Below are 15,789 nucleotides of genomic sequence, written 5' to 3'. Positions count from 1 at the left end.
CTATCGTGGATTTCGCCGGGGTGTTCACCGCCGGATCCGGGAGGGGCCAGTGGAAAGCCAGCGCAGAGCCGAGTATCCGTCCGATCATCGCCTGTACGTGATCACCGGCGGTGAGGACGGAATCGCCGACGTGCCGATCGAGAACGTGGCGCGCGCGGACTCGCCGCGCAGCCGCGGCGTCGACCCGGCACACGCGCGGGTGCTGGCCGAGCGGGCGGGTGAACTGGACCCGATCCTGGTGCACCGGGCGACGATGCGGGTGATCGACGGCGCGCACCGGCTGGAGGCGGCGCGGCTGACCGGCGCCCGGACGATCCGGGTGCGGTTCTTCGACGGCAGCGAGGCCGACGCGTTCGTCCAGTCGGTGCGGGCCAACGTCGCACACGGGCTGCCACTGTCGCTGGCCGACCGCAAGGCCGCGGCGGCGCGCATCGTCGGCTCGCATCCACAGTGGTCGGACCGGATGATCGCCGAGGTCACCGGGCTGGCCCACAAGACGGTCGGCGCGGTCCGCCGGAAGTCAACTGGGGAAAATCCCCAGTCGGCCACCCGGGTCGGCCGGGACGGGCGCGTGCGGCGGCTGCCCACCGCCGCCGCGGCCGAACCGGCCCGCGAGCCCGCCGAACCCGTGGTACGGGCACAGGGCGTGGACTGGGACGCGCTGGTGCGGCGGCTGCGGACCGACCCCTCGCTGCGGCACACCGAGTCCGGCCGCACGCTGCTGCGCTGGCTCAACGCCGGGCCGCGCACCGTCAACGAGCCCGCCGAGCTGGCCGAGACGGTACCGCAGCACTGCCTGTCCGCGGTCGTCGCGCTCGCCCGGCACAACGCGGACAGCTGGCAGCGGCTGGCCAGCAGGCTGGACCGGCGGCTGGAGGGACACGCGTGAGCGGGACGCAGCGCTGGCTCGTCACCGGAGCCTGCGGGCAGTTCGGCGCGCACGCCTGCGCGCTGCTGCGCAGCCGGGGAGCGGAGACGCTGGGCCTCAACCGCACCTCGTGTGCCGGTGACCACGGCGAGGTGCTGCGGACCGAACTGGGACATCCGGAGAAGCTCGACCGGATCCTGACCCGCTACGCGCCGACGCACATCCTGCACCTGGCCGGGATCGCCTCGCCGACGAAGGCCGACCGCGACCAGGTGGACACCTGGACGGTGCACGTGGCGGTGACCCAGCGGCTCGCCGCGTTCGCCGCCGCCACCGGGGCGTGGCTGCTCTACCCGTCGACGGACTTCGTCTGGGACGGCCGCCGGGACGGGCGGTACGCACCGTCGGACCCGCCGACCCCGACCACGCTGTACGGCCGGTACAAGACCGCCGGTGAGCGGACGGCGCTGGCCTCCGGTGCCGCCGCGGTGGTGCGGTTCCCGTTGATGGTGGGACTTCCGGTCTGCCCGCGACCGACCACCTGGACCCGCATGGTCGAGGCGATCAGGGCCGGGCAGACGCTGCCGGCCTGCGTCGACGAGTTCCGCACGCCGCTGTCCTTCGTGGACGCCGCGGCCGTCGCCGTCGAGCTCGGCGTGCGCCGGGCACACGGGCTGTTCCATGCCGCAGGCCCGGAAGTGTTGAGTCCACACGACATTCTGAGCAGAATCGCCGTCGCACTGGGACAGCCGCCGCGGCTGAAGGAGATCTCGCGGATGGACCTGCCCGGTGGGCGGCAGCGGCCACGCAACGTCGCGATGGACGCCTCGGCGCTGACCGCGCTGCTGCCCGCCAACCTGCCACAGCCACTGTCGGTCGAGACGATGGGCAAGCTGCTCGCCGTCGCGTGAGACCTGCACCCTCCGGGAGTTTCCATGCGTGTCCTGCTCAGCCCGCTGCCCACCTGGTCCCATCTGGCGCCGATGCTGCCGGTCGCCTGGATCCTGCAGGCGAAGGGCCACGACGTGATGGTGGCGGCACCGGCCAACGTCGCCGCGATGGTGACCGGCACCGGGCTGAACCACGTGCCCACGGTGGAGAACATGAACCTCGGCGAGATGATCGGGGTCGACAAGCACGGCAACCCGGTCCCGGATCCGCCGAACCTGTCCGACAAGCTGATCCGCAACGCCCGCGGGTTCGCCAGGGCGAGCCTGGCGACGCTGGAGGCGATGGAGCAGGTCTTCGACACCTGGCGCCCGGACCTGGTGATCGGCGACCCGACGGAGTTCGCCGCCCGGATCAGCTCGGCACGGCGCGGGATCCCGACGGTCATGCACGAGTGGGGCATGCCGATTCCCGACGAGACCACGCTGACCCTGCGGGCCGAGCTGAAGGACGAACTGGCCCGCATCGACGCCGAGTCACCGCTGATGACCGTCGAGACCTGTCCCGCCGTGCTGTCGCCGGAGAAGGCCCCGAACCGCCAGCGCATGCGGTTCGTCCCGGTCAACGGCGCCGCGACCGTTCCGCTGGAGCTGCTGCGGCGCGGCGAACCGCCGAGGGTGTGCCTGACCTTCGGCGGCATCATCGGCAACAACCCGAGGGCGGCGGGCCCGGCGGCGAACCTGGCGACCAGGCTGGCGCAGGAGGGCTACGAGGTGCTGCTGGCCGTCGGCGAGGTCGTCAAGGCCGACCTGCCCGAGCTGCCGGAGCGGGTCCTGCACGTCGGCGAGCTGCCGCTGAGCAAGGCGCTGCCGACCTGCGACCTGCTGCTGCACCACGGCGGGTCCGGCTCGTCGCTGTCGGCGATGGCGCTGGGGGTGCCGCAGGTCGTCATGCCGATCGCCTCGGACCAGTTCATCAACGCCGACTGCGTCAACCAGCTCGGTGTCGGCATCGGGCTGGCGCCCGGCGCCATCGGCCCGGACGACGTGGCCGGGGCCGCGGCGAAGGTCCTGGCCGCACCGGAATTCGCCCAGCGCTCGGCCGAGGTCCGCGACGAGATGCTGCGCCAGCCCTCGCCCGCCGAGGTGGCCGCGATGATCGAGCGGCTGGCATGACCGCGGGCACCACGAGCGAGGCCCTGACCTACCCGGTGTCACGGCTGTCGCCGTTCGACGAGCCCGAGGTGTACGGGTGGCTGCGCGAGCAGCGGCCGGTGTGCAAAGTGGACATGGGCGGCGGCGGCACGGCGTGGCTGGTCACCCGGCACGCCGACGTCCGCGCCATCCTCACCGACCCCCGGGTCAGCTCCGACCGGCGGCACCCCAACTTCCCCAAGACCATGCCGGGGCAGGGCGGGTTCGCCAAGTTCAAGCCGCTGCTCAACGGCATGGACCAGCCCGAACACGGCCGGGTCCGGCGGGCGCTGGCCGCCGAGTTCACCTCGGCCCGTGCCGACGCCGCCGAGCCGACCGTGCGGGCACTGGTCGACGGCGCCGTCGACGCGCTGCTGGCCGCAGGCTCGCCCGCCGACCTGGTGTCGCACGTGTCGCTGGCGGTGCCGTCGCTGGTGATCTGCGACCTGCTCGGCGTTCCCTACGCCGACAACGAGTTCTTCCAGGTGCGCTCGGCGCGGCTGGTCGACCGGACCCTGGACGGCCCGTCCCGGGCCGCGGCCATCGGGGAACTGCGCGACTACCTCGCCCGGCTGATCGAGACCAAGCAGCACACGCCGTCCGACGATCTGATCAGCCGCCAGATCGAGCGGCAGCGCGCCGACGGCGAGGTCGACGTCGAGCACCTGATCAGCCTGGCGTTCGGGTTCCTGTTCGGCGGGCACGAGACGACGGCGAACCTGATCTCGCTCAGCGTCGTGGCGCTGCTGTCCGACCCGGCGCAGCTGGACCGGCTGAAGGCCGACCCGGCGCTGTGGCCGGGCGCGGTCGACGAACTGCTGCGCTACTTCACCGTCGTCGACTCGATCGCGTCGCGGGTGGCCACCGAGCGGATCGAACTGGGCGGGGCCGTCATCGAGCCGGGCGACGGCATCGTCGCCGTCGGGCTGTCCGCCAACCGCGACGAGACCGTGTTCGCCGACCCGCACCGCTTCGACATCGGCCGCAGGGCCGAACGGCACGTGGCGTTCGGGTTCGGGCCACACAAGTGCATCGGCCAGCACCTGGCGAAGCTGGAGCTGAGGGTGGTGCTGGAGACCCTGTTCCGCCGGATCCCGTCGCTGAGCCTGGCGCTGCCGGTCGGCGAGCTGGAGTTCAAGGTGAACCACACCATCTACGGCCTGCACGCGCTGCCGGTGCGGTGGTCGGCATGAGGGTCCTGTTCGCCTCCTGGGGACTGCCCGCGCACTACCTGCACATGGTGCCGCTGGCGTGGGCGTTCCGCGCCGCCGGGCACGACGTGCGCGTCGCCGCCCAGCCGCCGGCCGACCGGGCCATCCTCGGCACCGGCATGACCCACGTCCCGATCGCGCCCGAGCACGACTTCGACGCCGAGTTCGCCGCGTTGTCCAAGCGGCTGCGGGACCGGCAGCACCACCGGGTGGTGTCGGTGGACGGGGCAGCCGAGCTGTCGGCTGCCGAGCAGGACGAGGTGTTCCGGATGCGGCTGGAACCGTTCGTCGGCACGGCGGTCGCGATGGCCGGTGACCTGGTCGAGGCCGCCCGGCGGTGGCGGCCCGACCTGGTGATCGCCGACCACATGGTGCTCGCCGCGCCGCTGGCCGCGCACGCCGTGGACGCGCCGCTGGTGGGACACCTGTGGGGACCGGCGCTGCTGCACGAGATGGGCCTGCCCGGCTGCGACTCGCCCGTCGAACGCTGGCCCGCCGAGCTGGTCGCGCTCTACGACCGCTACGGCGTGCGGCCGGCCCGCGACCACACGGTGGCCACCGTGGACAACTGCTCGGCCGCGCTGCAGCGGCCCGGGATTCCGAACCGGATCGGGATGCGGTACGTGCCGTTCAACGGCTCGGGCACGGTGCCGGACTGGCTGGAACAGCCCCGCGAACGGCCCCGGGTGTGTGTGACCTGGGGGAGTACGGCGACCGAGAAGACCGGGCCGGAGGAGTTCGTCATCCCCGAGGTCCTCGCCGGACTGTCCGAACTGGACGTCGAGGTGGTGGTGGCCATCGGCAAGGCCGAGCGGGAGCTGATCGGCGAGGTGGGCCCGGACGTGCGGCTGGTCGAGGGCCTGCCGCTGAACCTGCTGCTGCCCACCTGCGACGCCGTCGTGCACCACGGCGGCACCGGAACCCTGCTGACGGCGGGCGTCTCCGCTGTGCCGCAGGTGATGGTGGTGTCCATGGGCCACTACCGGTTCAACGCCGCCCGCGTGCAGCAGACCGGCGCGGGCGTGACCGTCGGCATCGAGGACGCGGTTCCGGCGCGGATCCGCGACGAGGTCGCCGGCGTGCTGGCCGAGGGCGAGGTGCGGGCGGGCGCGCGGGCGCTGCGGGCGGGCATGCTGGCGCAGCCGGCGCCTGCCGACGTGGTGGGCACGCTGACGGCGCTGGTGTGACGGTGGGTGAGAAAACTCCCCCAATGTGGCATTGGGGGAGTTCAAGTACCCCAATGCCACATTGGGGTACTTCAGGTATACGGAATCCGCATTGGCGGATCGCGGATTTCCTTGTCAGGTAAGGACGGGTCACCCAGACTGACGTCGGGGGTTCCGGAGAAACTGGGGAGCGGTTTGTGCGTACATCCGGGGTGCGGCTGAGCGGCCTCGGCGTCTACCTGCCACCGGCGGAGACGGTCGAGGACGCGGTGCGGCGGGGGCTCTATCCCGCGGTGGAGGCCGAGCTGCACCAGCTCGGCGGGGCGGCGGTGGCCGGCGACGTGCCCGCCTTCGAGATGGCGCTGTCCGCCGCCAAGGAGGCGTTCGGCCGCAGCGGCCGTTCACCGTCCGAAGTGGACCTGCTGCTGTACGCCACCACGTGGCACCAGGGCCCGGAGGGCTGGCTGCCGCATTCCTACCTGCAGCGCCACCTCACCGGCGGCGACCTGCTGGCCACCGAGATCCGCCAGGGCTGCAACGGGATCTTCAGCGCGCTGGAGCTGGCGTCGAGCTACCTGCTGGCCGACCCCGCACGCGGCGGCGCCCTCGTGGTGGCCGCGGACAACTACGGCACGCCGCGGATGGACCGCTGGCGGCTGGGGCCCGGCTACATCGCCGGTGACGCGGCCACGGCGCTGGTGCTCACCACCGGCGAGGAGGGGTTCGCCCGGCTGCTGTCGGTGTACTCGGCCACCGTGCCCGAGGCCGAGGCACTGCACCGCGGCGACACCCCGCTGTTCCCGCCCAGCATCACCACCGGCGGCACGGTCAGCTTCGCCCAGCGCGGCGAACAGCACCGCAGGGCCGCGATCAGCGACGGCACGGCGGCCATGGCCAAGCTGCAGGACCTGTTCCCCTCGGTGGTGCGTCACGCGCTCGACGAGGCGTCGATCGGCCTGGCCGACGTCACCCGCGTCGCGTTCATGACCACCTCGCGGGAGATCGTCGAGCAGCGCTGCATGGTGCCGCTCGGCCTGCCGATGTCGAAGTCCACCTGGGACTTCGGCCGCACCGTCGGGCACTGCGGTGCCAGCGACCAGCTGCTGGCACTGAATCACCTGCTCACCACCGGGCAGCTCGAACCGGGCGACCACGTGCTGATGCTGGCCTCCGGACCGGGGGTCGTCGTGTCCTGCGCGGTCGTGCAGATCACCGGGATTCCGTCCTGGGCAACGCCGAAGAGAGGGACCACAGCGTGAACGCCGACCCGGTCGCCCCGGTCGCCATCGTCGGGATCGGCTGCCGGTTCCCCGGCGACGCCGACACCCCGCAGCGGTTCTGGGATCTGTTGCGGGAGGGCCGCGACACCACCACCGACGTCCCCGCGCAGCGGTGGCAGTCCTATGCCGACGCCGGCCCGCGGCAGGCCGCCGCGCTGGCCGCGACCGTGCGGCGCGGCAGTTTCCTCGGCGACATCGCCGGTTTCGACGCCGACTTCTTCGGCATCTCGCCCCGCGAGGCCGAACTGATGGACCCGCAGCAGCGCATCCTGCTGGAGGTCGCCTGGGAGGCGCTGGAGCACGCCGGCATCCCGCCCCGGTCGCTGGCAGGCAGCGAGACCGGGGTGTTCGTCGGCTCGTGCACCGACGACTACCGCAGGCACCTGCTCGAGGACATCGCCAACATGGACGCCTGGAGCGGGATCGGCGCCGCCCGCTGCGCGGTGGCCAACCGGGTGTCGCACGCGCTGGACCTGCGCGGGCCGAGCCTGGCAGTGGACACCGCCTGCTCGGCGTCGCTGGTCGCGCTGCACCTGGCCTGCCAGAGCCTGCGCCTGGGCGAGAGCACGCTGGCGCTGGCCGGCGGGGTGAACATCCTGGTCTCACCGGGGGAGACGGTCACCCTCGACCTGGCGGGCGCGCTGGCCGCCGACGGCCGGTCGAAGGCGTTCGACGCCACGGCCGACGGTTACGGCCGAGGCGAGGGCTGCGGTGTGGTGGTGCTCAAACTGCTGGCCGACGCCGAGCGCGACGGTGACCGGGTGCTGGCGGTGGTCCGCGGCAGCGCGGTCAGTCAGGACGGCCACACCCCGGGCATCATGGCGCCCAACGGGGCCGCGCAGGAACACGTGATGGTCCGTGCCTGCCGGGCGGCCGGGATCGAGCCGCACACGGTCGGTTTCGTCGAGGCACACGGCACCGGCACGCTGCTCGGCGACCCGCTGGAGGCGGCGGCGCTGAGCGCCGTCTACGGGGCGGGGCGGGACAGCGCCTGCCCGGTCGGCTCGGTCAAGGCCAACATCGGGCATCTGGAGGGTGCCGCCGGCATCGCCAGCGTCGTCAAGGCGGTGCTCGCGCTCGGGCACGCGCGGATCCCCGCCAGCCCGCTGGCCACCGGGCCGAACCCGGCGATTCCGTGGCAGGACAACGGTTTGCGGATCGCCGCCGAGGAACTGCCCTGGCCGGACACCGGCGGCCCGCGCCGCGCGTGCGTCTCCGGTTTCGGCTACGGCGGCACCATCGCCCACGTCGTGCTCGAGCAGGCACCCGACCGGGCGCCCGCCACGGTGGGCGGCACCGGCAGGCCACGCGTGTTCCCGCTGTCGGCCGCCTCGGAGGAGGCGCTGCGCCTGCACGCCGGCCGCCTGGCCGACCGGCTCGGCGAGCCGGACGCGGCCCTGACCCCGGCGTCGGTCGGTCACACGCTCGCCTGCCGCCGGTCGCACCTGCCGCACCGGGCGGCCGTGGTCGCCGCGGACCTGGCTGGGCTGGCCGCGGGCCTGTACGCGGTCGCGGCCGACGAGCCCGCGGACACCGTCGCCACCGCCACCGCGGCACCGGCGGGCGCGGGACTGGTGTGGGTGTTCTCCGGCCACGGCTCGCAGTGGGCGGGCATGGGCCGCGAGCTGATCGGGTCGAATCCGGTGTTCGCGTCGGTGATCGACGAGCTGGCGCCGGTGTTCGCCGAGGAGATCGGCTTCACCCCGAGGGAGGTCCTGCTCGGCGGTGACCTCGGCGACGGTGCCGACGTCGCCAGGGTCCAGACCATGATCTTCGCCGTCCAGGTGGGGCTGGCCGCGCTGTGGAAGGCACACGGGGTCGTCCCGGACGCGGTGATCGGCCACTCGGTGGGGGAGATCGCCGCGGCGGTGACGGCGGGCGCGCTCGACCTGGAGTCCGGTGCCCGGCTGATCTGCCGGCGCTCCCGGCTGCTGGAGCGCGTGGCCGGCAACGGGGCGATGGCCATGGTCGGCCTGCCCTTCGACGAGGTCACGCGGCGGCTGGCCGGCACCGAGGGCGTCGAGGCGGCCATCGTGTCCTCCCCGGTGTCCACTGTGGTCTCCGGCGATCCCGCCGCGGTCGGCGAGGTGGTGGCCGGGTGGCAGGCCGAGGGGATCACGGTGCGCCGCGTCGCCTCCGACGTGGCGTTCCACAGCCCGCAGATGGACCCGCTCACCGCCGAGCTGGCCGCCGTCGCGGACCTGCCGGCCGCCGCCCCGGTCCTGCCGGTCTACACCACGGCACTGGACGACCCGCGGGCCGAGGTGAAGTTCGACGGCGCCTACTGGGCGGCCAACCTGCGCAACCCGGTGCGGCTGGCACCGGCCGTGCTGGCCGCGGCACAGGACGGCTACCGCGCGTTCCTGGAGATCTCCGCTCACCCGGTGGTGACCCACTCGATCGGCGAAACGCTGGCACACCACGGGATCGACGCGTTCGTCGGCTCGACGCTGCGCCGCGACCGGCCCGAACACGAGACCATGCTCGCCGCGCTCGGCGAGGCGCACTGCGCCGGTGTCCCCGTCGACTGGTCCCGCCTGTTCCCGGCCACCGGACCCGCCGACCTGCCGGTCAACCCGTGGCGGCACCGCCGCCTGTGGTGGACGCCCGAGTCCGGCGGCGGCCCCCGGCCGCACGACCCGGCGAGCCACACGCTGCTCGGCGCCGTCACCCCGGTCGCGGGCAGCGGGCTGCGGCTGTGGCAGACCACGCTCGACGACAGCAGCAGGCCCTACCCGGGCAGCCACACGATCAACGGCGTCGAGATCGTGCCCGCCGCCGTGTTCCTCACCTCGTTCTTCGACGCCGCCGCACCCGACGGCCCGGCACCGGTGCTGCGGGACGTGGCGCTGCGCCGCCCGCTGATGACCGCCGAGCCACGGGAGGTGCAGGTGGTCGCCGACGGCGACGCGGTCCGGCTGGCCTCCCGCGCCCCGGACGGCCAGTGGATCACCCACGCCGACGCCGTGGTGGACGGGCCCGGCCCTGCCGTGCTCGACCGCGCCGGCGCGGCACCGGCGGGCCTTCCGGCCGTGCCGCCCACGCTGGTCGGGGACCGGCTGAGCGCGGTGGGCGTGCCGTCCACCGGGTTCGACTGGACCGTCGCGGAACTGGGCCGCGGCGAGGGCGCGCTGCGCGGCCAGGTCACCTTCGACCCGGGCGGCCGCCCGTCCTGGGCACCGCTGCTCGACGCCGTGCTCACGCTCGCGCCGGTGACCTACCCCGGTGACCCGGTACTGCGCATGGTCGTCGCGGCCGACCGGATCGCCGTGACCGGCGAGCCGCCGAAGTCCGCGACCGTCGACATCACCGTGTGCGCCGGGCGGCCGGACGCCGTCGACGTGACGGTCACCGGGCCGTCCGGCGACGTCGCCGCCACCGTCACCGGCCTCGTCTACGCGGTGATCGGCGACCAGGCACTGGACGCCGACCCGCGCAGGCTCGTGCACGAGCTGGTGTGGCGTCCGGTCGAGCTGACCCCGGGCGAGGACCGCGAGCTGGTCGTGGTCGGCGAGGACGTGGAGCTGGCCCAGCGGCTGGCCGGTGACCGGCCGGTCACCGCCGCGAGCGCGTTCGACCCGGCGACGCTGACCGGCCCGGCCGACGTCGTGCTGGTGCTGGCCCCGGCCGCACCGGAGTCGGCCGCCGCCTACACCGGCCTGCTGGCCCGGACGGTGCGCCGCTACGCCGGCCACGACACCGTCCGCCTGTGGTGCGTCACGACCAACGGCGTGGTCACCGGCGCCGACGGCGAGCAGCCGGTGGCACCGGCCGCCGCCGCGATCGCCGGCCTGGGCCGGGTCGCCGCGACGTCGCATCCCGGCCTGTGGGGCGGCATCGTCGACGTCGAACCGGACACGCCAGCCGAGGCGGTCCGGTCGGTGGTGCGGGCCGCGCCGGGGGAGCCGGTGGTGGCGCTGCGCGGCGGCCGGGCGCTGGTGGGCAGGCTGCGCCGGGCCGACCGCGAACCCGCCAGTGAGGCGCCGCGGTGCCGGCCGGACGGCACCTACCTGGTCACCGGCGGGCCGACGTCGCTCGGGCTGCGGGTGGCGCGGCGGCTGGCCGAGGCCGGTGCGCGGCGGATCCTGTTCACCACGGCCGAGCGGTTCCCCGCCCGGTCGAAGTGGGAGTCCACAACGGACGAACACATGCTGGCCCAGATCGACAACGTGCGTGGCCTGGAGGCGGCGGGGATCGCCGTGCGGGTGGTCAACCTCGACATCACCGACCCGTCGCAGGCGGCGCTGCTCAGCGACACCGACCGGTACGGCCTGCCGCCGATCCGCGGCGTGGTGTGCGTGACGGCGGCGGCGGAGGAACCGGGCCTGGCCGAGGTCGACGACACCGACCTGCGGGTGGCGCTGCGGACCCGTGCGCTGGGCCCGTGGCTGGTCCACGAGCGGTTCGGCACGGCGGACCTGGACTTCCTGGTGCTGGTCAGCTCCGGTGAACAGGTCGCCGGGGTGAGCGAACGGGCCGGTGACGGGTCGGCGGCGGCGTTCGTCGACGCGATCGTCGCGCACCGGGCCGCCGGGGACGGGCTCACCCTCGTCCTGGGCCTGGTGCCCGGGGTCACCGAGGACGACGTCATCGCCGCGTGGGACCACGCCGCCGCCCGCGGCAGCGGCGCCTACACCGTGCTGCGCCCCTCGGGCCTGGACACCACCACGCCGGTGCTGTCCGAACTGTCCGAAACGGACAGTGAGCCGGCGGCAGCGGAACCCGCCGTGCTGGACCGGGCCGGTCTCGTCGAGGAGGTCCGGGCGCAGATCGCCAGGGAGATGAAGCTCTCCCCGGCCGACCTCGACCCGGAGCGGTCGCTGGCCGAGCAGGGACTGGACTCGATCCTGACGATCATGGTCCGCCGCCGGCTGGACAAGCGCTTCGACACCACCCTGCCGCCCACCCTGCTGTGGCAGTCGCCGACGGTCTCGGCCATCGCCGACCATCTCCTACCCCTGCTGGAGCGTTGATGCGCGTACTGTTCAGCTTCCTGCCGCACTGGTCGCACTTCGCGCCGATGGTGCCGCTGGCCAGTGTGCTGCAGGCCAGGGGCCACGACGTGCTGGTGTCCGCGCCCGCCGACCTGGCACCCCGGATCACCGGCGCGGGCCTGTCCCACGTGCCGGTGCTCGACGAGCTGGACGTCGCCTCGCTGGCCGGCTTCGGCCCGCGCGGTGAGAAACTTCCCGAACCGTCGACCATGTCCGGCAAGCTCACCAGGGAGGGCCGGGGGTTCGGCCGGGCCAGCAGGCTGCTGCTGGAACCGACCGGACGGCTGCTGGACACCTGGCGGCCCGACCTCGTCGTGACCGACGTCGTCGAGTTCGGTGCCCGCATCGCCGCCGCCCGGCGCGACATCCCCGTGGTGCTGCACGAGTGGGGGATGCCGATCCCCGCGGAGATCCCGCCCGCCTCCCGCGAGGAACTGGCCGACGAGCTGGCCGCGGCCGACGTCGACCACCCGGCACTGACCATCCAGGCCCGGCCCGCCGAGCTGTACGGAGCCACCCCGGACGTCCAGCGCATGCGGTTCATCCCGTTCAACGGCACCGGCTCGCTTCCACTGTGGACACTGCGGCCGTCCGGCAGGCCGCGGGTGTGCCTGACCTCGGGCAACACCGCGGGCAACAGCCCGCGTGCGGCGGGCCGGCTCGCCGAGACGGCACGGCGGCTGATCGGCGACGGCTTCGAGGTGCTGCTCGCCGTGGGCCACCGGGTCCGGCCGGACCTGCCCGAGCTGCCCGACGACGTCCGGCTGATCGGCTGGCTGCCGCTGGGCAAGATCCTGCCGACCTGTGACGCGCTGGTGCACCACGGCGGGTCGGGTTCCACGATGACCGCGCTGGCGCTCGGTGTCCCGCAGGTGGCGATGTCGCTGTTCACCGACGAGTTCGGCTACGCCGGCGACGTCGCGCGGCTCGGCGTGGGCGTCGCGCTGACCACCGGCACGACCGACCCGGGCGACGTCGCCGACACCTGCGCCAAGCTGGTGGCCGAACCGGCCTACCGGCAGCGGGCGGCCCAGGTGCGGGCCGGGATCGAGGCCCAGCCGTCGCCGGTGGAGGTGGCCGGGATCGTGGAGCGGCTGCTGTGACCGGTGAGGTCGCGGTGGTCGGACTGTCCTGCCGGCTGCCGGGAGCGGCGGGTCCGGAGCGGTTCTGGGCGCTGCTGCGGGACGGCCGCAGCGCGATCACCGAGGTCCCCGCCGGGCGCTGGGAGGTCTCCGGCGACGACCGGGACGCCTGGGAACGGGCCGGGGTGCGCCGCGGCGGGTTCGTCGACGGCGTGGCCGACTTCGACGCGGAGTTCTTCGGTATCGGTGACCGCGAGGCCGTCGAACTGGACCCCCGGCAGCGGTTCGCGCTGGAGCTGGCGTGGGAGGCGCTGGAGGACGCGGGCGTCGTCCCGGCGGCACTGGCCGGGACCGCCACCGGGGTGTTCGCCGGGGCGATCGGCGACGACTACGCGACCCTGCTGGCCCGCCGCGGGATGGCCGCCACCACCGCGCACACGCTGACCGGCGTGACCCGCGGCCTGATCGCCAACCGGATCTCGCACGCGTTCGGCCTGCGCGGGCCGAGCGTGGTGGTCGACTCCGCGCAGTCGTCGGCACTGGTCGCGGTGCACCTGGCGGTGCAGAGCCTGCGCCGCGGCGAGTCCGCCGTCGCGCTCGCCGGCGGGGTGCACCTGAACCTGCTGGCCGAGGGCACGGTCGCGGCCCGCGCGTTCGGCGGCCTGTCGCCGGACGGCGAGTGCTACACCTTCGACGCCCGCGCCAACGGCTACGCCCGCGGTGAGGGCGGCGGGTTCGTGGTGCTCAAGCCGCTGTCCGCGGCCGTCGCCGACGGCGACCGGGTGTACTGCGTCATCCGCGGCAGCGCGGTCAACAACGACGGTGCCACGACCGGGCTGACCACGCCGGACGAGACGGCGCAGCGGGAGGTCGTCCGTGCCGCATGCGCGGACGCGGGCGTCGCCCCGGCCGACGTGGGTTACGTGGAGCTGCACGGCACCGGCACCCGGGTCGGCGACCCGGTGGAGGCCGCCGCGCTGGGCGCGGTACTGGGCAGGCCGGACCCGCTGCCGGTCGGTTCGGTCAAGACCAACATCGGGCACCTGGAGGGCGCGGCCGGGATCGCCGGCCTGCTCAAGACGGTGCTGTCGGTGGCACACGGGCAGATCCCGGCCAGCCTCAACTTCGAGCGGCCGGGGGTCGTGCTGGACGGGCTGCGGGTGGTCACCGAGACCAGCCCGTGGCCCGGGCCGCGGATCGCCGGGGTCAGCTCGTTCGGCATGGGCGGGACGAACTGTCACGTGGTCCTGGCGCAGTCCCCGGCCGAGACACCGGAGGGCCACCGTCCTGACGTTCCGGTGCCGTGTGTGGTCTCCGGGCGGACGCCCGGGGCGCTGCGGGCGCAGGCCGCGCGGCTGCGGGCGTACCTGCTGGAGCACCCGGAGCTGCGGGTGGCCGACGTCGCCTTCTCGCTGGCCACCACCCGCACCCGGTTCGAGCACGAGGCCACCGTGGTGGCGGCCGGCCGGGAGGAACTGCTCGCCGGGCTCGCCGACCTCCGGCCGTCCGCCCCGGTCGCGCCGCCGGACTGGGCCGCACTCGGCGCCCGCCGGGTGCCGCTGCCCACCTATGCCTTCCAGCGCCGCCGCTTCTGGCCCGAACAGGCCACTGTGGACACTCCGGTGGCGGTGCCCGAGGCCGACGTGCTGGCGGCCGTCCGGTCCGCCGTGGCCGAGCTGACCGGTGCACCGGCCGACGCCGACGCGACGTTCACCGACCTCGGCATCGACTCCATGGCCGGTGTCGAACTGTGTGCCGCGCTCGACACCGTGTTCACCGGCCTGCGGCTGCCGTCGACGTCGGTGTTCGACCACCCCACGCCGCGGCGGCTGGCGCGGTTCGTCCACGCCGAACTGGCCGGTGACCCGGCCGAGCCGGAGCCGCGCGTGGTGGCCGACTCCGAGCCCATCGCGATTGTCGCGGCAGGGTGCCGGTACCCGGGCGGGGCCGACACCCCGGAGGCGTTGTGGCGACTGGTCGCCGAAGGCGTGGACGCGGTGTCCGGCCCGCCCGCCGACCGGGGCTGGGACACACCGGTCGTCGGCGGGTTCCTGCCCGGTGCGGCACTGTTCGACGCCGCGTTCTTCGGTGTCGGCCCTCGGGAGGCGCTGGCGATGGACCCGCAGCAGCGGCTGCTGCTGGAGACCTCGTGGGAGGCCGTCGAACGGGCCGGGATCGACCCGCACTCGCTGCGTGGGACCCGCACCGGGGTGTTCGTCGGCGCGACCGACCACCAGTACGGCCAGCGGCTCGCCGACGCCGGCGACGAGGTCCGCGGCCATGTGCTGACCGGCGGCACGCCGAGTGTGTTGTCCGGGCGGATCGCGTACACGCTGGGGTTGACGGGTCCGGCGTTGACGGTGGATACGGCGTGTTCGTCGTCGCTGGTGGCGATTCATCTGGCGGTGCGGGCGTTGCGGCAGGGGGAGTGCACGCTGGCGCTGGCCGGTGGCGTGTCGGTGATGGCGACCCCGGGCATGTTCACCGAGTTCGAGCGGCAGGGCGGCCTCGCGGCCGACGGCCGCTGCAAGGCGTTCGCCGCCGCGGCCGACGGGACGAGCTGGTCCGAGGGTGCCGGGATGCTGGTGCTGGAGCGGTTGTCGGACGCGCGGCGGAACGGGCACCGGGTGCTGGCGGTGGTGCGGGGCAGTGCGGTGAATTCCGATGGTGCGTCCAACGGCCTGACCGCCCCGAACGGCCTGTCCCAGCAGCGGGTGATCCGGGCGGCGCTGGCCGATGCGGGGCTGTCGCCGTCCGATGTGGACATGGTGGAAGCCCACGGGACGGGGACGCGGCTGGGTGACCCGATCGAGGCGCACGCGGTGCTGGCGACCTACGGCCAGGACCGGGACCGGCCGCTGTGGCTGGGATCGCTGAAGTCGAACCTGGGGCACACCCAGGCCGCCGCCGGTGTCGCCGGGGTGATCAAGGCCGTGTACGCCATGCGGCACGCACTCCTGCCCAGGACACTCCACGTCGACGCGCCGAGCCCGCATGTCGACTGGTCGGCTGGTGCGGTGGAGTTGCTGGCGGAGCCGGTGTCGTGGCCGGAGGGTCCGCGTCGGGCGGGTGTGTCGTCGTTCGGTATTTCGGGGACGAATGCGCAT

At 74.1% G+C, this 15,789-nt stretch carries 9 protein-coding genes; all 9 read left to right on the top strand.

Annotated elements, in window-relative coordinates:
- The first annotated feature begins 49 nt into the window (after positions 1-49).
- The gene (locus EWH70_RS23260) at positions 50-889 is read left to right on the top strand and encodes a ParB/RepB/Spo0J family partition protein (RefSeq protein WP_240687166.1); all 840 of its coding nucleotides are present in this window, start codon (positions 50-52) and stop codon (positions 887-889) included.
- On the top strand, positions 886-1,779 hold the full coding sequence (locus EWH70_RS23255; protein WP_165436377.1) for an SDR family oxidoreductase: 894 nt from the start codon (positions 886-888) through the stop codon (positions 1,777-1,779). Before EWH70_RS23260 ends, EWH70_RS23255 begins: the two co-directional genes overlap by 4 nt.
- A 24-nt stretch (positions 1,780-1,803) precedes the next feature.
- Positions 1,804-2,931, top strand: a complete 1,128-nt coding sequence (locus EWH70_RS23250; protein ID WP_130477628.1) for a glycosyltransferase — start codon at positions 1,804-1,806, stop codon at positions 2,929-2,931.
- Positions 2,928-4,142, top strand: a complete 1,215-nt coding sequence (locus EWH70_RS23245) for a cytochrome P450 (RefSeq protein WP_130477627.1) — start codon at positions 2,928-2,930, stop codon at positions 4,140-4,142. Before EWH70_RS23250 ends, EWH70_RS23245 begins: the two co-directional genes overlap by 4 nt.
- A complete protein-coding gene (locus EWH70_RS23240) occupies positions 4,139-5,347 on the top strand; it encodes a nucleotide disphospho-sugar-binding domain-containing protein (RefSeq protein WP_130477626.1) in 1,209 nt (402 codons plus the stop codon). Before EWH70_RS23245 ends, EWH70_RS23240 begins: the two co-directional genes overlap by 4 nt.
- Before the next feature lie 176 nt (positions 5,348-5,523).
- The gene (locus EWH70_RS23235; RefSeq protein WP_130477625.1) at positions 5,524-6,585 is read left to right on the top strand and encodes a ketoacyl-ACP synthase III family protein; all 1,062 of its coding nucleotides are present in this window, start codon (positions 5,524-5,526) and stop codon (positions 6,583-6,585) included.
- On the top strand, positions 6,582-11,579 hold the full coding sequence (locus EWH70_RS23230) for a type I polyketide synthase (RefSeq protein WP_240687165.1): 4,998 nt from the start codon (positions 6,582-6,584) through the stop codon (positions 11,577-11,579). The genes EWH70_RS23235 and EWH70_RS23230 overlap by 4 nt, the downstream gene beginning before the upstream one ends.
- The gene (locus EWH70_RS23225; protein ID WP_130477624.1) at positions 11,579-12,703 is read left to right on the top strand and encodes a nucleotide disphospho-sugar-binding domain-containing protein; all 1,125 of its coding nucleotides are present in this window, start codon (positions 11,579-11,581) and stop codon (positions 12,701-12,703) included. The genes EWH70_RS23230 and EWH70_RS23225 overlap by 1 nt, the downstream gene beginning before the upstream one ends.
- Positions 12,700-15,789: beta-ketoacyl synthase N-terminal-like domain-containing protein (locus EWH70_RS23220; RefSeq protein WP_240687164.1), on the top strand; the 3,090-nt coding region annotated here is incomplete at its 3' end. The genes EWH70_RS23225 and EWH70_RS23220, both read left to right, overlap by 4 nt.

Origin of the sequence: Amycolatopsis suaedae, assembly GCF_004214935.1 — a bacterium.
In the GTDB taxonomy this organism is placed as follows: domain Bacteria; phylum Actinomycetota; class Actinomycetes; order Mycobacteriales; family Pseudonocardiaceae; genus Amycolatopsis; species Amycolatopsis suaedae.
This window is presented reverse-complemented; position numbering and strand designations above follow the sequence as displayed.

Bases quoted from the DNA above. Each gene is read 5' to 3' on its own strand.
- EWH70_RS23250 (WP_130477628.1), top strand. From the start codon at position 1,804: ATGCGTGTCCTGCTCAGCCCGCTGCCCACCTGGTCCCATCTGGCGCCG.
- EWH70_RS23245 (WP_130477627.1), top strand. From the start codon at position 2,928: ATGACCGCGGGCACCACGAGCGAGGCCCTGACCTACCCGGTGTCACGG.
- EWH70_RS23240 (WP_130477626.1), top strand. From the start codon at position 4,139: ATGAGGGTCCTGTTCGCCTCCTGGGGACTGCCCGCGCACTACCTGCAC.
- EWH70_RS23225 (WP_130477624.1), top strand. From the start codon at position 11,579: ATGCGCGTACTGTTCAGCTTCCTGCCGCACTGGTCGCACTTCGCGCCG.